At 70.6% G+C, this 19,943-nt stretch carries 18 protein-coding genes and 1 riboswitch; of the genes, 11 read left to right on the top strand and 7 right to left on the bottom strand.

What is annotated here, in order from left to right; translation table 11 throughout:
- Positions 1–31 precede the first annotated feature (31 nt).
- A complete protein-coding gene (locus AB0383_RS28235) occupies positions 32–910 on the top strand; it encodes an ABC transporter permease subunit (protein WP_364172156.1) in 879 nt (292 codons plus the stop codon).
- Positions 911–922: 12 nt separating this feature from the next.
- Here AB0383_RS28235 and AB0383_RS28230 read toward each other — a convergent pair whose 3' ends face one another.
- The 3 genes from AB0383_RS28230 to AB0383_RS28220 are packed head-to-tail and all read right to left on the bottom strand — an operon-like array spanning position 923 to position 4,605.
- Positions 923–1,933: an ABC transporter ATP-binding protein gene (locus AB0383_RS28230; RefSeq protein ID WP_364172158.1), complete on the bottom strand. Its 1,011-nt coding sequence runs from the start codon at positions 1,931–1,933 to the stop codon at positions 923–925.
- A complete protein-coding gene (locus AB0383_RS28225) occupies positions 1,934–3,574 on the bottom strand; it encodes an iron ABC transporter permease (protein ID WP_364172160.1) in 1,641 nt (546 codons plus the stop codon).
- The gene (locus AB0383_RS28220) at positions 3,550–4,605 is read right to left on the bottom strand and encodes a thiamine ABC transporter substrate-binding protein (protein ID WP_364172162.1); all 1,056 of its coding nucleotides are present in this window, start codon (positions 4,603–4,605) and stop codon (positions 3,550–3,552) included. Before AB0383_RS28220 ends, AB0383_RS28225 begins: the two co-directional genes overlap by 25 nt.
- 23 nt (positions 4,606–4,628) lie before the next feature.
- A riboswitch (TPP riboswitch) is annotated at positions 4,629–4,742 on the bottom strand.
- 33 nt (positions 4,743–4,775) lie between these two features.
- On the opposite strand from AB0383_RS28220, the gene AB0383_RS28215 reads away from it, so the two are divergent.
- From AB0383_RS28215 to AB0383_RS28190, 6 genes are all read left to right on the top strand, one after another.
- Positions 4,776–5,063, top strand: a complete 288-nt coding sequence (locus AB0383_RS28215; protein ID WP_360594286.1) for a 4a-hydroxytetrahydrobiopterin dehydratase — start codon at positions 4,776–4,778, stop codon at positions 5,061–5,063.
- 586 nt (positions 5,064–5,649) lie between these two features.
- Positions 5,650–5,967 (top strand): hypothetical protein, encoded by a 318-nt coding sequence (locus AB0383_RS28210; protein WP_364172164.1) that lies wholly within the window; start codon positions 5,650–5,652, stop codon positions 5,965–5,967.
- Entirely contained in the window at positions 5,964–7,205 is a 1,242-nt protein-coding gene (locus tag AB0383_RS28205; protein WP_364172165.1) for a putative T7SS-secreted protein, read from the top strand. Before AB0383_RS28210 ends, AB0383_RS28205 begins: the two co-directional genes overlap by 4 nt.
- Positions 7,202–7,879, top strand: coding sequence for a hypothetical protein (locus tag AB0383_RS28200; RefSeq protein WP_366188971.1), 678 nt, complete (start codon positions 7,202–7,204; stop codon positions 7,877–7,879). Before AB0383_RS28205 ends, AB0383_RS28200 begins: the two co-directional genes overlap by 4 nt.
- A gap of 21 nt (positions 7,880–7,900) precedes the next feature.
- Positions 7,901–8,218 carry a hypothetical protein gene (locus AB0383_RS28195; RefSeq protein WP_364172169.1) on the top strand — a complete coding sequence of 106 codons (318 nt, stop codon included), beginning with the start codon at positions 7,901–7,903 and terminating at the stop codon, positions 8,216–8,218.
- A complete protein-coding gene (locus AB0383_RS28190; protein ID WP_364172171.1) occupies positions 8,211–9,053 on the top strand; it encodes a hypothetical protein in 843 nt (280 codons plus the stop codon). Before AB0383_RS28195 ends, AB0383_RS28190 begins: the two co-directional genes overlap by 8 nt.
- Positions 9,054–9,083: 30 nt before the next feature.
- Here the strand turns inward: AB0383_RS28190 and AB0383_RS28185 are convergent, their stop codons facing one another.
- Together AB0383_RS28185 and ychF are read right to left on the bottom strand one after the other, a co-directional pair.
- Positions 9,084–9,404, bottom strand: coding sequence for a hypothetical protein (locus AB0383_RS28185; protein ID WP_364172173.1), 321 nt, complete (start codon positions 9,402–9,404; stop codon positions 9,084–9,086).
- 56 nt (positions 9,405–9,460) lie between these two features.
- On the bottom strand, positions 9,461–10,543 hold the full coding sequence (gene ychF / locus AB0383_RS28180; RefSeq protein ID WP_364172175.1) for a redox-regulated ATPase YchF: 1,083 nt from the start codon (positions 10,541–10,543) through the stop codon (positions 9,461–9,463).
- A 102-nt stretch (positions 10,544–10,645) separates the two neighbouring features.
- Between ychF and AB0383_RS28175 the strand changes: the two genes are divergently transcribed.
- Both AB0383_RS28175 and AB0383_RS28170 read left to right on the top strand, forming a co-directional pair.
- Positions 10,646–12,076, top strand: a complete 1,431-nt coding sequence (locus AB0383_RS28175) for an AlkA N-terminal domain-containing protein (protein WP_366188970.1) — start codon at positions 10,646–10,648, stop codon at positions 12,074–12,076.
- Complete coding sequence (locus AB0383_RS28170) at positions 12,073–12,573, top strand: methylated-DNA--[protein]-cysteine S-methyltransferase (protein ID WP_364172178.1); 501 nt, start codon at positions 12,073–12,075, stop codon at positions 12,571–12,573. Before AB0383_RS28175 ends, AB0383_RS28170 begins: the two co-directional genes overlap by 4 nt.
- A 389-nt stretch (positions 12,574–12,962) precedes the next feature.
- On the opposite strand, the gene AB0383_RS28165 is transcribed toward AB0383_RS28170, so the two are convergent.
- Together AB0383_RS28165 and AB0383_RS28160 are read right to left on the bottom strand one after the other, a co-directional pair.
- A complete protein-coding gene (locus tag AB0383_RS28165) occupies positions 12,963–15,926 on the bottom strand; it encodes an SMC family ATPase (protein WP_364172180.1) in 2,964 nt (987 codons plus the stop codon).
- A complete protein-coding gene (locus tag AB0383_RS28160; protein ID WP_366188969.1) occupies positions 15,923–17,077 on the bottom strand; it encodes an exonuclease SbcCD subunit D C-terminal domain-containing protein in 1,155 nt (384 codons plus the stop codon). The genes AB0383_RS28165 and AB0383_RS28160 overlap by 4 nt, the downstream gene beginning before the upstream one ends.
- Positions 17,078–17,326: 249 nt before the next feature.
- On the opposite strand from AB0383_RS28160, the gene rmuC reads away from it, so the two are divergent.
- Together rmuC and AB0383_RS28150 are read left to right on the top strand one after the other, a co-directional pair.
- Positions 17,327–18,241: a DNA recombination protein RmuC gene (gene rmuC / locus AB0383_RS28155; protein WP_364172183.1), complete on the top strand. Its 915-nt coding sequence runs from the start codon at positions 17,327–17,329 to the stop codon at positions 18,239–18,241.
- Positions 18,242–19,289: 1,048 nt separating this feature from the next.
- On the top strand, positions 19,290–19,943 hold a 654-nt coding region (locus tag AB0383_RS28150), incomplete at its 3' end, for a DUF6542 domain-containing protein (protein WP_366188968.1).

Below are 19,943 nucleotides of genomic sequence, written 5' to 3'. Positions count from 1 at the left end.
CCGCCGACGTACTCACTTCCGCGGAGGCGGCATGACCACCGCGACGCTCACGGCACCCGTGAGCCGCACCGGCCACGACACGGTGCCGCTGCCGCGGCTCGTCGCGGCCGAGCTGCGCTGGATCTTCCGGCGCCCGCGCACGCTGGCCGTGCTCGCGCTACTGGCCGTGGTGCCGATCGTGATCGGCATCGGCCTCACGCTCGTCGGCGACAGCGGGCCCGACGGTGGCCCGGCCGACGGCGACGCGGCGCTGCTCGCGTCGGCCGTGAACAACGCGCTGGTGCTGCCCATCGCCGCGCTGACGATGACGCTGGCCCTGCTGCTGCCGCTGGCCTCGGCCATGGCCGGCGCCGACGCGCTCGCGGGCGAAGCCGCCCACGGCACGTTGCGCGCGTGGCTCGTCGCCCCGGTCAGCCGCGGCCGGCTGCTGGTGGTGAAGGCCATCGGCGTGGCGGTCGTGTGCGTGGTCGCGGTGCTGGCCATGTGCGTCACGGGCGTGGTGACCGGGCTGATCATCAACGGCACCGGATCGCTGTTCACGCTGTCGGGCACGACGTTGTCGCTCGGCGCGGCGCTGGGCCGGATCCTGCTGGTGGCGGGCTGGATCGTGCTGCAGCTGTGGGCCGTCGGCGCGGTCGCGCTGGCCGTGTCGAGCTGGACGGAACACCCGATGCTCGTGGTGGCCTCGGTGCTGGCCGGCGACATCGTGTTCACGATCCTGGGGTTCCTGACCTCGCTCGACTGGCTGCACCCGTTCCTGCTCACGCGCAACTGGGGTGAGGCCCCGACCGAAGTGCTGACCGATCCGATCTCGGGCTCGATGCTCACCGAAGGTGCGTTGCGGGCGGCTTGTTACATCATCGTGGGGCTGTCGCTGGCTTACGGCCGGCTCGCCACTCGAGACGGCTGAGCTCGAGGGATTTCAGCCGACGATCGCGATCCCGTCCGGGTCCAGTGCGAGCCGGACGGGATCGCCCGCACGCAAGTCGGCCGTCACGGGGGCGACGGCGTCCACGGTGTCCTTTTCGGACAGTCGTACGACCAGCCTGAGGTGCTCCCGGCGGTGCACCGCGGCCGTCACCTCGCCGGTCACGCCGGTTTCGGCCACCCGCAACGCGTGCGGCCGCAAGCCGAGCCGCACCGGACCGTCTTCGGGTTCCGGGAGCGTGACATCACCGAGATCGGTGTGCACGACCCCGCCCGCGGCGAGCCCGTCGACGAACGACGTGGCGCCGAGAAACTTCGCGACGTCGTCGTCCGCCGGGTTGCGCCACACCGAGCGCACGGCGCCTTCCTGCCGGATCTCCCCGGCGTCGAGCACGGCCACGCGGTCGGCGAGCGTGAACGCCTCTTCTTGGTCATGGGTGACCAGCAGCGCGGTGATCTTGCTGCGCCGCAACAGATCCGCGAGGTCGATGGCCAGCTGCTCACGCAGCCCCGCGTCGAGGCCGGAGAGCGGCTCGTCGAGCAGCAGCAGCCGCGGTTCGGGCGCGAGAGCGCGGGCCAGGGCCACGCGCTGGGCCTGGCCGCCCGACAGCTCGGTGACGCGCCGGCGCTCGAATCCCTTGAGCCCCACCAATTCCAGCAGCTCTTCGACACGTGCTCGGTGCTTCGCTTTGGGGATCCCGTGCATGCGCAGGCCGAACGCGATGTTCGCGGCGACGTCGCGGTGCGGGAAGAGCTGGCCGTCCTGGAAAACGAGCCCGAACCCGCGCCGGTGCACGGGCACGGTGGCGAGGTCGGTGCCGTCCCAGCTCACGGAACCGGACGTCATGGGCTCGAGGCCGGTGATGGCGCGCAGCAGCGTCGACTTGCCGGAGCCGGACGGTCCGAGCAGGGCCAGCACCTCGCCGTCGGTGATGTCGAGGTGCGCGTCGCGCACCGCGGCGAACGAGCCGTAGTGGACCGTGAGGTCCCGCACTGCCAGCGCCATCTAGAACTCCCCCACCGTGCCGTGCCCGCGCACGGAGCCGAAGCGGTCGATCAGCGCGACGGCCGCGACCGTCACGACCATGAGCAGCGCGCACGCGGCGTACGCCATCTGGTTGTTGAGCTCGCCCGGGCGCGAGATGAGCGTCGCGACGGCCACGGGCAGCGTCGGCGCGTCGGGTCGGGCGAGGAAGCTCGTGGCGCCGAACTCGCCGAGCGCCACCACGTAGCCGAACCCGGCGGCCGCGACGAGCGAACGCGCGGTGAGCGGCAGGTCGATCTCGCGCCACACGCGCGCCGGGCTCGCCCCGAGCGTGGCCGCGGCTTGGCGCAGCCGCACGTCGACGGCGCGCAGCACCGGCAGGATCATCCGCACGACCAGCGGGATGATCACCAGCGCCTGCGCGAGCGGAACGAGCAGCGGTGACGTGCGCAGGTCGCCGGGCAGCGCGTCAAGCGTCACGAGGTAACCGAAGCCGACCGTCACGGCGGAGACGCCGAGCGGCAGCATGAGGGCGGCGTCCATCGTCTCGCCCATGCCGCGGGCGAGGCGGCCGGGTGCGCGTCGCAGGGCGACGAGCACCACGCTGGCCAGCACGCCGACCGTCATCGCGAGCAGCGTCGCGTCGGTGGCCGCGGCGAGCGAGTTCTTGGCGGCGACCCAGCCGCTGACCTGCAGCGCGTCGTCCGTGCCGGTGCTCGCGAGCGCGCGGAAGCCGGCGAGGCTCCACCCGTCCGGTGTGGACACCGACTCCACCAGCAGCGCGACGATCGGCGTCATCAGCAGCGCGATCACGACCGTGGCGGCACCGACCGTCCACCACTCGCCTTTTCTCGGCCGCCGGGGAGCGGACTGCTTGAGCTTCACGGCGTTCTCGCGGCGGCGTCGGGCCATCGCGCCGAGTGCGAGCGCGGCGAGGACGGCGGCGAACTGGATGAGCGACAGCGCGGCCGCTCCGGAGAGGTCCAGCAGGTCGACCGTGCGCAGATAGATCTCGGTCTCGAGCGTGCGGTAGCGGCCGCCGCCGAGGATGAGCACCACGCCGAAACTGGTGGCGCAGAACAGGAACACGACCGCCGCGGCCGACGCGACGGCCGGGCCGAGCGCAGGCAACGTCACCGTGCGGAAGGCCCGCCACGGCGAGGCCCCCAGCGCGCGGGCGGCCTCCGTCGCCCGCGGGTCGAGGTGGCTCCACAGCCCGGCCACGGTCCGGGCGACCACGGCGACGTTGAAAAACGCGTTCGCCAGGACCAGCGGCAACACGCCGCCGTCGGGCCACAACGCGCGGAACGCGAGACCGACGACCACCGTCGGCAACACGAACGGCACCAGCACCAGCGTGCGCGCCAGCCCGACGCCCGGCAGCTTCACGCGCGCGAGCACATACGCCACCGGCAGCCCCGCGACCACGGCGACGACCGTCGAAGCGGCGGCGCTGACCAGCGTGAACGCGGCGAGCTGCCACGTCTGCGCGTCGGCCAGGACGGTGTCCACGCCGCCCGCCGAGAAGCCGCGGCCGAGGATCGCGACGACCGGCCAGGCGAAGAACAGGACCAGGAACGCGACGGGCAGCAGTCCGAGCAGCGCCAGGCCCGCCGTGCGCGCGGTCTGCGCCTGCGTTACGCGCCCATGAGCGAGCGCCATTCACCGATCCACTTCTCACGGCCGGCCTGGATCTGGTCGGCGGGCAGAGTCGCGGGGTCCTGCGGCAGCGGCGCGGCCGCGGCCCAGCCGGCGGGCAGGTCGACGCCCTCGCGGGCCGGGTAGACGTACATGTTGGCCGCGACCGTCGCCTGGAACTGCTGCGAGAGCAGGAAGTCGACCACCTTCTGGGCCTGCGGCACCTGCTTGGTGTTCGCGAGGACGCCGGCGTACTCGATCTGGCGGAAGCACGTGTCGAGCAGCGCCTTGGTGCGCGGCTTGCCGTCGTCACCGATCTCGGCGGCCGGCGAGGACGCGTACGAGACCACGATCGGGCGCGGGCCCTTGCCCGAGGAGCCGGAGAAGTTCTTCGTATAGGCCTCTTCCCAGCCGCTGTCGACCTTGACGCCGTTGGCCTTGAGCTTGGCCCAGTAGTCGTGCCAGCCCTGCTCGCCGTACTTCGCCACGGTGCCCAGCAGGAACGCCAGCCCGGGCGACGCCGTGGCGGGGCTCTCGGCGACGGTGAGGTCCTTGTACTTCGGGTCGGCGAGGTCGTCGTACGTCTTGGGTTCGGGCAGGTGCTTGCTCGCGAAGTACGCGGGGTCGATGTTGACGCAGACGTCGCCGACATCGACGGCACTCAGGCGGTGCTGCGGGTCCACCGAGTACCGCTGCGGCCCGCGGTCGGCCTCGGGGCTCGTGTAGGCCTGGAAGACGCCTTCGTTCAGCGCGCGCGAGGCGAACGTGTTGTCGACGCCGAACGCGACGTCGCCGATCGGGTTGGCCTTGGTGAGCACCAGCTTGTTGGTGAGCTCCCCCGCGTCGCCCGACTTGAGGATCTTGAGCTTGATCCCGGACTGGCGCTGGAACGCGTCGAGCACGTCCTGCGGCGCGACGAACGAGTCGTGGGTGACGAGCGTGACCGTCGGGGTCTGCTGGGCGTCGCCGCCCGAGCCGCCGGACAGCGAGCACGCGCTCGCCAGCACCGTGACCGTGGCCAGGCCCAGCACCGTGCGTGCGGTCCGCGGAATCATCTGCCCTCCTGCACTTCGCCGTGAGCAAGGAGAGCAGGCCTCCCTGCGCCGGCATGATCCGGAATCAGGTGCGAACGGTCGCGGGTCTCGGGCACCCGCCTCTCAGCCCGGCGTACCGGACTCCCGTGGCAACCGTGCAGCGTAGCCCAAACGGGTTCACCATTGGACACATGGCGCAACTACTGAGCGATTCCGAGATCTCGTCCGCCCTGGCCACCGTGCCCGACTGGCAGCGCGACGGCGCCACGATCACCCGTTCGGTGACCCTGTCTTCCTTCCCGAACGCCGTGGCCTACGTCGTCCGCGTCGCCGAACTCGCCGAGGCCGCCGACCACCACCCGGACATCGACATCCGCTGGCGCACGGTGACCTTCCGCCTCTCCACCCATTCCGAAGGCGGCCTCACCTCGAAGGACTTCGCGCTCGCCGGCCAGATCGACGCCGCGCTCACCGTGTGACGCGCCCTACTGTCGCGACACCTTCCGCGGTCTGAGACGTCCCCTCTTCGTACGTTCCACGAGGAGGGATCTCTTTCCATGACCCAGGCAATCGTCGTCGGCACCATCGCGTTCACCCTGATGGTGGCCTCCGCCGGCGCGGTCCTGTGGCGCACTTTCCGCGCCCACCGTGATCTCGACCACAGGCCGTAACACCACCCTTGATCAGCGCGCTATCCCAGCGGAATCCGCCCGCCCCGCCCCCGCTAGGACACGCGATGAACAACTCGCCCACCACCCTGTCCGCCACCCAGCGCGCCTGGATCACGATGTTCGCCACGGCGTTCACGCTGGCGGTTCTGGTGGTGCTCGGCCTGCTCGGCTGAGCCTTCTTTCGCCCTCGGGACTCGTCACCCTCGGCGCGCACATGCAGCCGCCTCGATGAGATACCCCCTCACTTTGTCGTGAATTCAGTCCACACCTTCACCGGACCTGGCGAATCAGCACCAGAAACGCCCGATTTTGACTAAGGTGGGCCTTTCGTCGGCTGCTGGCGCCTGCCGACGAACAGGACTGGACATCGCGATGCCCGAGGGGGGACCTCGACATGCCCGACTTCACCGTCGACATCGGCGGTTTGCAGGCGCTCGGCAAGAATCTCGACCGCGTCGGCGAGAACATCGAGCAGGCCACCAAACGCATGGAGGACGTCGGTCCGGACTCGATCGGCCCGGACGATCTCGACGAAGCCTGTGCCGATTTCACATCGGACTGGGCCGGAGGGCTGAAGAAGATCAAGGAAGCCGTCTCCGGCATCAAGGGCGGCCTCGACAACGCGGTTCAAGGCTATGCCGAACTGGAAGAAGGTCTCAAGGGATCACTCCAGCACATGGCCGCCAAGATCGAGGAGGCGACCGCTGGATGAGCGACGCCGACTACCCGTCTCTCCGGTTCGAGCCGGCGCGCGGCAATGTGAGCACAGTTCGTGAACTGGCCAGGCAAATCAGCGACACGGCCACCTACACGGACGAAGCCTTCAACGTGCTGAAATCCATCCAGGACAAGAAAGACGTCTGGACCGGTGATGCCGCCGAAGCATTCGCCGGGAAGCTCGACCAGCTACCCGAGTACCTCGACAAAGGCCAGAAATCGTTGGCACTGGCCGGCAAAGCTCTTGCCGATTGGTCCGACCGGCTCGACGCGCACCAGCAAAAGGCAAAGCAGCTGGAAGAGGAGTGTCGGAAAGCTCTCGGTGACGCCGAGGCGAAGAACTCCGCCGCGGAGTCCGCCCGAGACCTTGCACTGCAGCAGCCTGACAACGCCACGATGCACAACGAGGCGACGGACAAGATCAGCGCGGCCAACGCCGCTTGGGCCAGGGTGGAAGATCTCCGCAGGCAGGCCGAAGACGTGCGTGATGCATGGGAAGACGACGCGGACACCTGCGCGGACGCTCTCAAAGATGCCGCGGAGGAGGCTCCCAAGGAGTCGTTCTGGGATTCGCTCGGCAGCATGTTCGACGACATCGGGGGATGGTTCAAGGACCACCTCGGCGATATCGGGGACATCGCGGGCATCGTGTCCGCCGTGGCCGGTGCGCTGGCGTTCATCCCCGTTCTGACCCCGATTTGCGGGCCGATCGCCCTTGGTGCAGGCGCCGTCGCACTGGCCGCGCACGGCGCGGACATGGTGGTCAACGAGAAGTACGACGACCCGAACGCCTGGGTCTCGCTCGGCGGCGACGTTGTGGGGCTGATCCCCGGCATCGGCGCGGTGTCGAAGGGGTTCAACGCCGCAGGTGACGCCGTCGCCGGTGTCGACCGGCTGGTCGACGTCACCAGGGCCGGTGGCGCCCTGAGCACCGCGAGCGACGCCGCGGCGGCGGGCGGGCGCGCGTTCGCCGACGAAATGCCGCGAGTGATCAGCGAGATGAAGGACCCGAGCAAGGCCGCGCAGTGGCTGGCGGACAAGGCGATGGGCACCGGAGCGCTCACTGACCCCGCGCTGACGCAGAACGTCGCGAAGGCGTTCGAAGGCGGAACCAACGTCGCTTTGCAAGTGCCGTCGGCAGCGGGCCTGTTCGACACGCACGACGCCACGACCGATGCCAAGAACGCAGCCGGCTGGGGCGGTTTGGCCACCGGCATCCTGACCGCGAGGTGAGCGTGGGAATCTCGGATCTGCTCAATCCCGGACGCACCGAGGCGCCGCTGGCCTTCAAGGTGCTGGAACAGTTACACGAGATCGACCTGACGGAGAATCCGGAGATCAGGGTTCGGCGGAATTACGACCGGCTCCGGGCATCGTTGCACGGGCTCACCGAGCGTCAAGCACTGCATCTCGCCTACAGCCAGGAATACCTGATCGCCGAGCTGAACGACCACGGCGGCGTCTACCTGGGACTGTGCTGCGCTCGGTCCGAGACCGACCCCCACCGGATAGTCACCGCTCAGTTTTCAGTCACCGTCCAGGCTGCGGACCTGCACGCGGAACGTCCGCTCGCCGGCGCGGCAGGAGGTCTGCGCACGCCCGGCTCTCCACGTGAAGTGGTGCTGGAGCGGTTTCCCGCGGGTGACGGTCTGATCGTCGCCGAGGAGCTGTTGGTGACTGTGCCGTTCGGCCCGCTCGGCGAACCGGCTCCTGCCGAGCACCGGGTCCGTCAAGCACAGGTCAGCTTCGCGTGCCCAGACCGACGTCGGATTACCACGTTCGGCCTGTCCAGCGAGAGTCTCGATGACTGGCCGTACCTGATGGAGATCCTCAACGGGATCGTGAACAGCGTGTCGTTCACCGATCCGTCGTCGACCAAATCGATCAACGCCACACTAGATGCGTGAATCCATGATGACGAGGAGGGCATGGTGACGAACGTGATCGGCGCGAGCGTGGTCGCCCTGGTCGCGCTGAGTCTGCTCGCCGACCGGCTGCGCCGGCGTACCCAGCGGCTGGGCAAAGCCGTCGAGCAGGTGCACCGCGAGCTGGCGAAACTGCGTCCGGGGTCCGACACGGCGTTGGTCGCCGTGTGGTCGGCGCACCCGTTGAGCGACCACATGATCAAAGAGCTGGCCACCGCTCGCGGCTACCGGTACGTCGGCGAGCGGATGACCTACAACGGAGCACGCGGCCTCGAGTTCAAGCCGCCTCAGCAGCGACGGAAGCTGTCACTGGATGTCTGACAAGGTCGCGAACTCCATCGCACTCTGGCTGCTGCTGCCCGCGCTGTCGCTGGTCGTGCTGGTCCTCGCCGCGCAGGTGGCCGGCACACCGCGGGCGACCCGGCGGCGCCGTCGCGAAAGTCAGCTGTGCCGGCTGCAAAGCCTCGGCTCCGGCACTTCGCTGGACCTCGACTGGCTGGAGTATCGGGAGATCCCCAAAGCCGAGCTGCTGGACGTGCTCGGCGGGCAGGGCTGGATGTTGTGCGCTGAAGACGTCGGCGATACAGCCTGGACACTGCACTTCACTCGGCGAACCGAGCCTGCCGAGGTCGGCAGTGCGCGTACTCGCTTGGCGGGTGAGCTGGCCGCTGCCGAGCCGGACGTCCAGGGCCGCTACCTCCTGGACGCCAGTCAGTACCCGGCCATCCCATTGAACGACGTCCGCCGCGCCGCAGAATCCGCGGGCTGGGAAGTACGCCGAGTGGCACAAGACAGCGCGCGCCCCAGCCTGGAGCTCGCCCGGCCCGGAACGACCTCCGTCCACGACCTCACTGACGGACCGTTCACGGTCGCCGGCGAACCACCATCGGCCGCAGCGTTGGACGCCGCCCGGCAGAAGCACAAGCTCTACGCACAGCAATTCGCCAGGCAGGTGAGGCTTGCATTGTTCTACGGCTTCGTCGGTGTCTTCATCTTCGTCGGCACGCTCACTTCTGCCGATGGCAGCACGTTCTGGCTGCTCCTCGCCGTGTCAGCGATCGTGCTCGCGCTCTGCGGCCTGGCCGTGACGAAAGCCGCCACGGTCCGACAGCGCCGGCGCACGGAGCTGGGCGAAATCCTCGATGAGAACGTCTGACCGAGCGAACAGGGCTCACCTGACCTCCGGTCAACTGGCGTGGGTCGGCGCCATCGCCTCCATGCGCTGGAACGCCAGTTCGGCGATCCGCAGGAGCCGCGCGTAGTACGGCCGCCCTGCTTCGGGGAACTCGGCGAGCGAGTCCTGCAGTCTTGCCTCGCATTCCGCGAGCCAGTTCCACCGGTCATCCGCCGGCAATTCTCCGCGAGACACCCGCTCCGACGGCGCGTAGATGTCGGCGTCGATCATCACAGCGCACACCGAGCCGTAGTCCCGGCCCCGCACGACCTCGGGAGCGGGGAACGGCGCCGCGCGGTGCTCGGCGAGGGCGGCCTCCAGTTCGCGGATCACCGGGTCAATTTAGAGTTTCCACGCCGGAACAAGGACCGCGTTTACGGAGAGCAGGCTCAGACGTTGAACCTAAACTCAACCACATCGCCATCCGCCATCAGATAATCCTTGCCCTCCATCCGCACCTTCCCCGCGGCGCGCGCGGCGGCCATCGAGCCGGCCTCCATCAAGTCGGCGTAGGACACGATCTCCGCCTTGATGAAGCCGCGCTCGAAGTCCGTGTGGATGACGCCCGCGGCTTGGGGGGCGGTGGCGCCCTGGGGGATCGTCCAGGCGCGGGATTCCTTGGGGCCGGCGGTGAGGTAGGTCTGCAGGCCGAGGGTGTGGAAGCCGGCGCGGGCGAGGGCGTTGAGGCCCGGCTCGGCCTGGCCCACGGACTCCAGCAGCTCGCGCACGGACTCCTCGTCGTCGAGTTCCAGCAGCTCGGATTCGACCTTCGCGTCGAGGAAGACAGCGTCGGCGGGGGCGACGAGCTTCTCCAGCTCGTCGCGGCGACCGGAATCCGTCAGCACGCCCTCGTCGGCGTTGAAGACGTACAGGAACGGCTTCGTCGTCAGCAGGCTCAGCTCACGCAGCGCCTCGAAGTCGACTTCCTTCTGTGCCTGGAACAGCGTCCGGCCCGCGTCGAGGATTTCCTTGGCGCGCTGCGCGTTCTCGAGCGCCGGACGCGCCTCCTTCTTGGTGCGCGCCTCCTTCTCGAGGCGCGGCAGGGCCTTGTCGAGCGTCTGCAGGTCGGCGAGGATCAGCTCGGTGTTGATGGTCTCGATGTCGCTCGACGGGTCGATGCGGCCGTCGACGTGGACCACGTCCGGGTCGTCGAACACGCGGATGACCTGGCAGATCGCGTTGGCCTCGCGGATGTTCGCGAGGAACTTGTTGCCCAACCCGGCACCCTCGGACGCGCCCTTCACGATGCCCGCGATGTCCACAAAGGACACGACAGCCGGCACGATCTTCTCCGAGCTGTACATCTCCGCCAGCTTGTCGAGCCGCGGGTCCGGCAGCGGGACGACGCCGACGTTGGGCTCGATCGTCGCGAACGGGTAGTTCGCGGCGAGCACGTCGTTGCGCGTCAGCGCGTTGAACAGGGTGGACTTGCCGACGTTGGGCAGGCCGACGATACCGAGGGTCAGACTCACGACAGTGAAGTCTACGTGCCCGGCCAACGCCCCGGCCGACCCGGTAACGCCGTGTCGGATTCCCGCCAGCCAAGCCCGCGACCTGCTGGCACCATCGACCACATGGCCACCCAGACCGCCCCGCTCTGGCGCGACACCGAGCGCTGCTACCGGGCCGTCACCGCCCGCGACCAGCGGTTCGACGGCCAGTTCATCATGGCCGTGCGCACCACCGGCATCTACTGCCGCCCGTCGTGCCCGGCGATCACGCCGAAGGCCCAGAACGTGCGGTTCTTCCCCACGTCGGCCGCCGCCCAGGCGAGCGGCTTCCGCGCGTGCCGGCGCTGCCTGCCCGACGCCGTGCCGGGTTCACCCGACTGGAACGTCCGCGCCGATCTGGCCGCCCGCGCCATGCGCCTGATCTCCGACGGCTTCGTCGAGCGCGAAGGCGTGCCCGGCCTGGCGCGGCGGCTCGGCTATTCGGAACGCCAGATCGGCCGCGTCCTCACCGCCGAACTGGGAGCCGGCCCGCTCGCGCTCGCCCGCGCCCACCGTGCCTACTCCGCGCGGCTGCTCATCGAGCTCTCGGCGCTGCCGCTGACCGACGTCGCGTTCGCCGCCGGGTTCTCCAGCATCCGGCAGTTCAACGAGACGATCCGCGAGGTCTTCGCGACGACGCCTTCGCAGCTTCGCGCGGCTTCACTGCGTCGCGGCCGCCGCGCCGAACCCACCGGCTCGACACGGCTGAGCCTGCGCCTGCCGTTCCGCGCACCGTTCGACGCACAGGGTGTGCTGCGTTACCACGCGTCGCGTGCGTTGCCGGGCATCGAGGCGGTCGAACAGAGCGCTGACGGCATCACCGGCTACGGCCGCACGCTGCGCCTCTCCCACGGCCCCGGCCTGGTGTGGCTATCGCCGCAACCGGATCATGTCCGGTGCGACCTCGCGCTGACCGACCTGCGCGACCTCGGCAGCGCGGTCTCCCGCGTCCGGCGGCTGCTCGATCTCGACGCAGATCCAGAGGCCGTCGCGCGCGTCCTCGGTGCGGATCCGGTGCTCGCGCCGCTGGTCACGAAGGTGCCGGGCCTGCGCGTGCCCGGTGCGGTCGACGGGCCAGAGCTGGTCCTGCGCGCCGCGCTCGGCTCAGCCGCCGCCTCCGTCGCCGCGCTCGGCCCCCGGGTACCGTCCGGTGAGCCGCCGATGGACACCCTGACGACGCTGTTCCCGACACCCGAGGTCGTGGCTGCCGCCGACGTGAAACCGCACGTCAAGGCGGTCGCCGCGGCGTTGGCGGACGGCAGCCTCGACCCCCACGTCGGCCGGGATCCGGGTGAGCTGCGGGCCGAGCTGCTCTCGCTCGGCATCGACGCCGACTACGTCCTGATGCGCGTGCTCGGCGCCCCCGACGTCCTGCTCACCACCGACCCCGCCGTGCGCCGCTCCGCCGCCGCCCTCGGCCTCGACCTGCCCGGCGCGGCCTGCGGCTGGCGGCCATGGAGCTCGTACGCCACCCGATACCTGCAGATGTTCGACCCCGAGGAGAACCTCTCGTGAGCGCCGCCTTCTGGTCCACTGTGGACACCAAGATCGGCCCCTTTACCGCCGTGGTCACAGGCGACGGCGCCGTCCTCGCCTCCGGCTGGACCGCCGACGTCGCCGAGCTGACCACGCTCATCTCCCCGTCCCTGGCCCCGGCCACGCTCACCCAGCGCCGCGACCTCGGCCCCGTCACCACCGCCGTCCGCCGCTACCACGCGGGCGAACTGGACGCCGTCGACGACATCGAGGTCCGCCAACGCTCCGGCGCCTTCCGCCAGCACGCGTGGGACATGCTGCGCAAGGTCCCGCCGGGCCGCCCGGTGAGCTACGCCGAGTACGCCACGCTCTCGGGCAGCCCCACGGCCGTCCGCGCCGCCGCCTCGGCCTGCGCCCGCAACGCCGCCGCCCTCTTCGTGCCCTGCCACCGCATCGTCCGCACCGGCGGGGCGGTGGGCAACTTTCGTTGGGGTACGGACGCGAAGCGCTGGCTGCTCATGCACGAGGCCGCTTGACCTACGCAGCCGACCCCTACCGTCCGCGACCACGGCAGCTGCCTGCGCTCGGAATTCGGCCGTTCGCTTGACCGGCTGCCACATCAGCACCTTCCGCCGGGCCCTGACTCCAGGTGTCGCCTGCTCACGAGCGAGGCTGTCTGAGCAAGCACGCCGCTGTTCCTCGTCCGCAGCCCCATGGCCCCCCGCGCAACAGGATCAGCCGGCTCCCGGAACGCGACCGCCGCCTTCCCATTGCACCCGGCAGCGCCATAGGCTGCTTCTGCTGGGAGCTGACGTCAACCGTTGGCCGCTCACGAGCGAGGCTGTCTGAACAGGCAGGCCGCACTTCTCGTCGGCAGTCCCACAACCCTCCGCGCCGCAGCGCGGAGGCCACGTCTCGCCCTGAGTTACGCCATGCGGAGCTCGATCCGTGAGCCGGTGCGTGACTTGTGCACGCGCAGGCGGGTCGGGATGCGTTGGCGGAGTTCTTCGACGTGCGAGACGAGGCCGACGACCCGGCCGCCCGCGCGGAGCTCGTCGAGGATGTTCATCACGACGTCGAGGGTTTCGGCGTCAAGGGTGCCGAAACCCTCGTCGACGAACAGGGTGTCGAGCAGCGCACCGCCGGTTTCGCCGGCGACGACGTCGGCCAAGCCGAGCGCCAGCGAGAGCGACGCGAGGAACGATTCGCCGCCCGACAGGGTTTTCGCGGGGCGGACGGCGCCGGAGTAGTCGTCGAGCACGTCGAGGCCGAGGCCGCCGCGAGTGCCGCGTGCGCCGGCCGCGTCGGAGTGCACGAAGGAGTAGCGGCCCTGGCTCATGGTGCGCAGCCGGGCGGTGGCCGCGAGCGCGACTTCCTCCAGCCGGGCGGCGAGCACGTACGAGCGAAGCGACATCTTGCGCGAGTTCTGGCCGCGGCCGTTGACCACTTCGGACAGTGCGCGCAGCTCGTCGTACTCCTTCTGGACCGGCTCGAACTCCGCGAGCGCCTTGCCCATCCGCGCGGCCAGCTTCTTCAGCTCACCGTGCTGCGCCGCCACGGATTTCAGCGCCGCGAACGCCGTGTCCGCCCGTTCACGCGCGGCCTTCGCCACTTCGCCCAGTGGCGCGACGTCGACGACGTCGTCGGGCGAGATGCCGAACAGCTCGGGCTGCGCCAGCAGCTCGCGCGCCCCCGCGGCCGTCGCCTCGGCTTCGGCGAGACCTTGTTCGAGCTTCGTGACCTGCTCGTCGGAGCGGACCGCGCCACGCATCTCTTCCGACGTGGCGAAACCTTTGGCATGCAAGGAGATTTCGACCAGACCGTGCTGCTCGGCGAGCCGGGACTCCGCACCATCCACTGCCGTGCGCGCCTCGGCGACGGAATCCAACGCACCCGCCAACGTGAGCAGATGCCGCCGGCGCGCCGTGACGTCCGGGAACTCGCCACGCCCTTCGAGCAGCCGCTTCGAGCGTTCGGCCAGCCGTTCCTCCAGCGCGCGGACCTCAGCCTGTGCCTCCGTGACGGCCTGGTCGGCCAGCCGCCGGTGCTCCGCCAGCTGGTCGGCTTCCTGCTCCAGCTTGACGACCTGCCGTGCAAGCCGGTCCTTCCGCGCGGCCTGCTCGGACAACGCCCCCACGCTCGCGCGAGCCTCCGTCAGCTCCGCGGCCACGGACTCGGCCGTCCGCTCACCCAGCCGCTCACGCAACGCGTCCAGCCGCGCCTTCGCCTCCTCCAGCGCGGACACCACGCGCTGCCTCAAGGCACCGGCCTTCTGCTCGGACTCCTCCGCGGCCCGTTCCTCGGCTGGGTCCACAAGCTCAGCCCCGTGCCGTGCCGGCTCCGGGTGCTGGGCCGACCCGCACACCGGACACGGCGCGCCGTCGGCCAGGCTCGCGGCCAGCTCGGCGGCCATGCCTTCCAGCCGACGTTCCCGCAGGTCAAGCCGATGCTGACGAGCCGCCTGGTGTGCGTCCACGACCTCACGCAGCTTGGCCTCACCGCGCCCGACCTTCGCGACGGCCTCCGGCAGCTCGGCGGCCGCGCGCGAAACGACAGTCAGCTCCTCGACCCGCGCCTTCGCACCGTCCAGCTTCGCCGCCGATTCGGCCGCCGACGCGGCTTCGCCTCGCACAGCCGTGAGCCGCTCCGGCAGCTCCGCCAGCCGCGTCTGCAGCTCGGTGACCCGCTCGGCCGCCGCACCGGCCGCGACCTTCCGCTCGTCTCGCCGCTCGGTGTCGACGCGTTGCTGCTCGGCCTCCGCGACCAGCTCGGCGAGCGCACCCGCTTCCTCGCGCAACGATCCGGCGCGCTCACGCAGGTCCGCCGACGCGAGGCCGACGGAGTCGAAACCCAGCTCCCTCAAGGCCCGCGTGTGATCGGCCTCGGCGAGCTGCGCGTCGCCCAGCTCGGAACTCCGCCGTTCCAGCAGCTCGACCTCGGGCACCACGGCCGACGCCCGCCGCGCGGCCGCGATCTCCTCGGTCCACTCCGCGCGCTCGGCCGCCGTCTCGGCGATCTGCGCGAGACGCGTGTGCGCGGTGCGGACGCGACGAATGCGGTCGGCGTCCTCCTCGGCTTCCCGCAACGTGGTCTCTGCCTTGGTCGCGGCCGAACGTGCTTGTGCCGCTTCGGTTTCCGCCGCTTCGGCGCGTGCGGCGACCTCTGCGAGCACGGCGTCGACCCACTCCGCCCGGTCTTCTTCCGGCGGCTCCTGCTGCGCTTCCTGGGCGTAGCGCGCGACGAGCTCCCGCAGCTCCTGCTGCCGCTTTTCCAGCGCCCGCCCACGTTCGGCGCGCAGGTCGGCGAACCAGCGCTCGACGTCGGAGAACCGCTCGGTGCCGAAGAGCCGCTCCAGCAGCTTCTCGCGCTCGGTGGTGTCGGAGCGCAGGAACTTCGCGAACTCCCCCTGCGGCAACAACACGACCTGGAAGAACTGCGCGGCCGTCATCCCCAGCAAACGTTCGACGGTCCGCGCGACCTCGTCGATCCGGATGACCCCGTCGGGCGGCAGCCCGGCCGGCGGCTCGCCGACCCAGGTGAGCGACACCTTCGCCTGCTGCGTGGTGAACCCGTCGCCGCGTTTCTTCGCGCGCTGGTACTCCGGGCTGCGCACGATCCGCAGCCGCTGGCGCTGCACCGTCAGCTCCAGCACGACCTCGGTGAGCTGCTCGGGCGCGGCGACGTCGCACCGCAGCCGCTTCACATCACCCCGTGCGCCCGGGACCACGCCGAACAGCGCGAAGGCGATGGCGTCGAGCAGCGTGGTCTTGCCGGCGCCGGTGTCGCCGTGCAGCAGGAAGAGGCCGTCTGCGCCGAGCGCGTCGAAATCGACCACCTCGCGGCCCGCGTACGGACCGAACGCCTCGACCTCCAGCAGGTGCAGCCTCACAGCTTCGCCACCGCCACCCGGTTGGCCGCTTCGAGCGCGAGGAACACCAGCCGTTCCTCGGTTTCCGTGGGGAGCGCGCCGCGGCAGTCGTCGAGGAAGCTGCGGGCGATCTCGATGTCGGTGCGCCCGCGGACGGCGTCGGCGTACTTCAGCTGCGCGCCGGCGAGCCCGCCTTCCGGCTCCCAGTCGAGGTGCACCGCGTACGGAAAACGTTCGCGCAGGCGGCGCATCGCGTCGACCGGGCGCACGCGGTCGACGACCGTGACCGAGAGGAAGTGGTCGCGCCATTCCTCGTGTTCCGGCGCGTCCAGCAGCTCCTGCAGTTCGCCGCGCAACGTCGCGAGTGGGCGTGGCACGGGCAGTTCGTGGCGGCGGACTTCGGCGAGCCCAGCCGCGTCGAGGTCGACGAGCCAGACCGATTTCCGTTGGCGCGCTTCGGAAAACGAGTACGCGAGCGGGCTGCCGGAGTAGCGGAGGTGCTCGGCGAGGGTCTGCGGGCCGTGGAGGTGGCCGAGTGCGACGTAGTCGACGCCGTCGAAGACGTCACCCGGAACCTGCTCGACCCCGCCGACGGCGATGGTGCGTTCGGATTCGCTGCTCGCGCCGCCCGTGACGAAGGCGTGGGCCAGCACGACGGACCGCGTTTTCGCCCGCGTGGCAAGGTCTTCGCGTACCCGGCGCATGGCTTCGGTGAGCACGCCGGTGTGGCCGCGCGCTTCAGGCACGCCGAGGGCGTGACGCGAAAACTCGGGTTCGAGGTACGGGATGCCGTAGATCGCGACGTCACCGTGTTCGTCGTTCAGCAGCACGGGTTCGGCGAGGCCGGCGATGGTGGCGCGCAGGTGCAGACCGCCGGCCGCCGCGAAGTCCGCGAAGGCGCCCAGCCGTGCTGCGGAGTCGTGGTTGCCGGGCGTGATCACGAGCTGCGCGCCGGCCTGGCGGATGCGGCTCATGGCCTTGGTCGCGACTCGGACCGCTTCGGCCGAAGGGACCGCGCGGTCGTAGATGTCGCCTGCCACCACCACGACGTCGACGTGCTCGCTCGTGACGAGCTCGGCGAGGTGGGTGAGGACGGCCTCCTGCTCGGCGAGCAGGTCGGCGCCGTGGAACGTGCGGCCGACGTGCCAGTCGGAGGTGTGGAGGAGTCTCACGGCAACCACGGTAAGAGGCGATCACGACTAAACCGCGGAGACTCGCCGGAGAGCCACTCGAACGTGTGTACGAACCCTATCAGGGCCCTGGTGGACACGCCGACCACCGAACCGGTGAACGCGCTGGTCAGCTACGCAGCGCGACTGAGCGTGCCGGTTTTTGTCGGTGCGGTCCGCCATGATGTCCGCGTCGATCGGCACCGGCCGTTCCGACCGGTCCGGGTGAGTTGGCAGGGAAAGGAGACTCGGGTGGAGACGGTGATCACGACCGCGGCCGTCGTGCTCGCGCTGCTCCTGTGCATCGCGGTCGCGCTGCTGTGGCGGCTCTACGGCGACGGCATGCGCCGGGCCGACGCGGCGGCGCGGCTCGTGGCGGCCGAGCGCGCGAAGAACGACCAGCAGCAGCTGGCGTTGCGGCGGTACGAGGTGGCGTTCGCGTCGATCAGCGGACGCGGTGAGCTCGGCGAGCAGGTACTGGTCGAGACCGCGCGCGCGTTGGGACTGCGCGAAGAACTGCACTTCACGCTGCAGACCGACCTGGCGGGCGGCGGCAGTGCGAAGCCGGACATGGTGCTGCGCGTGGGCGGCGGCCGCACCGTGCCCGTCGACGCGAAGGCGAGCATGGCGATCTGGGCCGAGGCCGTGGAGACCGACGATCCCGAGGAACGGCTCGACGCGTTGCGCGCCCACGTGCGCCAGATCCGTTCCCGCGCGGCCGAGCTCGCCGGCAAGGGTTACCAGCGCTGGGCCGACGCGATCTACGGCACGATCATGTTCGTCCCGTCCGACGCGGCCGTGGTCGCCGCGCTCGACACCGACCCGGAGCTGCTGCGCTGGCTGATCGACCGCCGGGTGTTCCTGTGTGGACCGACGGGGTTCGGGGTACTGGCGTCGGCTGCCCTCTTCGCGGCGAGCGACCGGGCGCTGGTGGAGGACGTCGAGCAGGTCCGCGCGGGGGCTGCGGCCGCGCACCGTTCAGCGGGGAACGCGGTCGAGGCGCTGAACCTGACGAGCACGCACTTGCAGCGTTTCCTCTCCGCGCGACGGCGGGAGCTGGAGGCGCTGGAGAGCTTCCGCGCGACGGTGGCACCCCTGACGGACGCGTCGGGGAGCCCGTCGCCGGTGCCGGAGGTACGGAAGGGGGACGAGTTGGCGGCTAGCTGAGGTCGGTTCTCTCGCAGCCCTTCGCCGGGCAGCCCCTGCCGGATGGTGGCCGATGATCTGCTGCGCTGGTGGTCACGCCCGCACGACCTGCAGCGCCCGACGGACGCGGCCGGCAGCCCGTCACCGGGCCGTCAGTCGTAGCTGACGGGCCACAGCAGCTGGCGGCTGGGCTCGCACGAACGTCGGCAGGCACCCACAAAGACGCGCCCGGCGGGGCGCCGGACGTACAGCCGGACGTACAGCCGGACGTACAAGGGGAGCCGAGCCGGCGGCAAGGCGAGGCGAGCTCCTGCTCGGTGCTCGGTCGGCAGCGCTTGGTGCGCGCGACTGGTGGTCTGCGGCCCTGGTGGTCGAACCCGCGCAATCTGCAGCGCGCCAGACAAACGCGACCGGCAGCTCATCTCCGGTGCCGGAGGTGAGGAAAGGAGCCGAGAGCCAACGGCAAGGTGCGGACGGCGCCTCCTCGGCCCTTCGCCGGGCAGCCCTTGCCGAGCGGTGGCCGATGGTCTGCCGCGCTGGTGCTCACGCCCGCACGACCTGCGGCACCCGTGACGAACTCGCCCGGAGGCCCGTCACCGGCATCGGACGTGCGAAACAGCACCGAGCCGACGGCAATCCGAGGCAGCGGCGGCCCGCCCGGCGTGGCTCATGGCCTCGGCAGCCGGGGCCGCACGGCTCGTCACGGTGTGTACCGGCCGTGGCCGGTTCGGGGCCGATGGGGCATTTGCGCTGCCCCGGGTTTGGTTCCGTCGCTGTGAGGCTTCCGGGGAGCGGGAACGTTCCGCGTCGACGCCCGCCGCGGCCGGTGCGCGACGGGGCGGCTGGCGTCGAAGCGTCGACGGGACGATGAGTCGGACCAGACCAGTGGGCTGTATCCGCAGGTCAGGTGACCAGACCACGGACCGGATGCGGTCCGCATCGCGACGGCCCGCCCGGCACCACGTGTTCCGGCGGTCGGCAACCCACGTCACGCTGCCGGGTGGCTGGTCAGGGCGGTCTTCGGCAGTGGCAGCAAGATCGTGACAAGTAACGGCTACGGTGTTGCCTCGTGACCGCGATACGCGATCGCCAGAGCGATCCTGATGCCGAAGACGCCACCGTGCCCTGGGACGAGCGTCTCGTCGTCGGCGAGAGGCGCGGCCTGCCTTGGTGGGCGGCTGTCCTCGTGGGCTTCGGCCTGGCCGTGCTGGGCGCCATCATCGACGAGAAGACCAAGGGCAGCCTCGACTTCGTTTTCAAGGCGGGCTACTTCGTGGGGGCCGTGCTCGCGGTGGGCGCGGTGCAAAGACGCGCTCTGTTCGGACCGATGGTGCAGCCGCCGCTGGTGCTGGCCGTCACGGTGCCCGGTGTGGTGCTCCTGACCGGCGGGTCCGGCTCGGGCAGCGACACCCTGTCGAAGCTGCTCAACGTCGGCACGCCGCTGATCAACGGCTTCCCGACGATGGCGATCACCACCGGTGTCACGCTGCTGTTCGGGTTCTTCCGCATCTTCCGGGAACGCGACCCCGACGCCGCCGTGAAACTCAAGGACGGCAAGCCGCCCCGCGGCCGCGAAGACGGCGACGAGCCGCCCGCTCGGCCGCGCACGCGCCCGCCGGGCTCGGGTCGTCCCGCGGGCGCCGGCCAGGCTCCGCCGCCCGCCGGTGCGCGCCGCCCGCCTCGCGACCGCGACCTCGACAGCCCGCCCCCGCGCCGGCCCCGG

Origin of the sequence: Amycolatopsis sp. NPDC051373 (assembly GCF_040689465.1) — a bacterium.
Classification (GTDB): Bacteria; Actinomycetota; Actinomycetes; order Mycobacteriales; family Pseudonocardiaceae; genus Amycolatopsis.
The sequence above is the reverse complement of the archived record's forward strand: the minus strand, read 5'-3'. Positions and strand labels throughout refer to the sequence as shown.

Bases quoted from the DNA above. Each gene is read 5' to 3' on its own strand.
- AB0383_RS28235 (WP_364172156.1), top strand. From the start codon at position 32: ATGACCACCGCGACGCTCACGGCACCCGTGAGCCGCACCGGCCACGAC.
- AB0383_RS28230 (WP_364172158.1), bottom strand. From the start codon at position 1,933: ATGGCGCTGGCAGTGCGGGACCTCACGGTCCACTACGGCTCGTTCGCC.
- AB0383_RS28225 (WP_364172160.1), bottom strand. From the start codon at position 3,574: ATGGCGCTCGCTCATGGGCGCGTAACGCAGGCGCAGACCGCGCGCACG.
- AB0383_RS28220 (WP_364172162.1), bottom strand. From the start codon at position 4,605: ATGATTCCGCGGACCGCACGCACGGTGCTGGGCCTGGCCACGGTCACG.
- AB0383_RS28215 (WP_360594286.1), top strand. From the start codon at position 4,776: ATGGCGCAACTACTGAGCGATTCCGAGATCTCGTCCGCCCTGGCCACC.
- AB0383_RS28210 (WP_364172164.1), top strand. From the start codon at position 5,650: ATGCCCGACTTCACCGTCGACATCGGCGGTTTGCAGGCGCTCGGCAAG.
- AB0383_RS28205 (WP_364172165.1), top strand. From the start codon at position 5,964: ATGAGCGACGCCGACTACCCGTCTCTCCGGTTCGAGCCGGCGCGCGGC.
- AB0383_RS28195 (WP_364172169.1), top strand. From the start codon at position 7,901: ATGGTGACGAACGTGATCGGCGCGAGCGTGGTCGCCCTGGTCGCGCTG.
- AB0383_RS28190 (WP_364172171.1), top strand. From the start codon at position 8,211: ATGTCTGACAAGGTCGCGAACTCCATCGCACTCTGGCTGCTGCTGCCC.
- AB0383_RS28175 (WP_366188970.1), top strand. From the start codon at position 10,646: ATGGCCACCCAGACCGCCCCGCTCTGGCGCGACACCGAGCGCTGCTAC.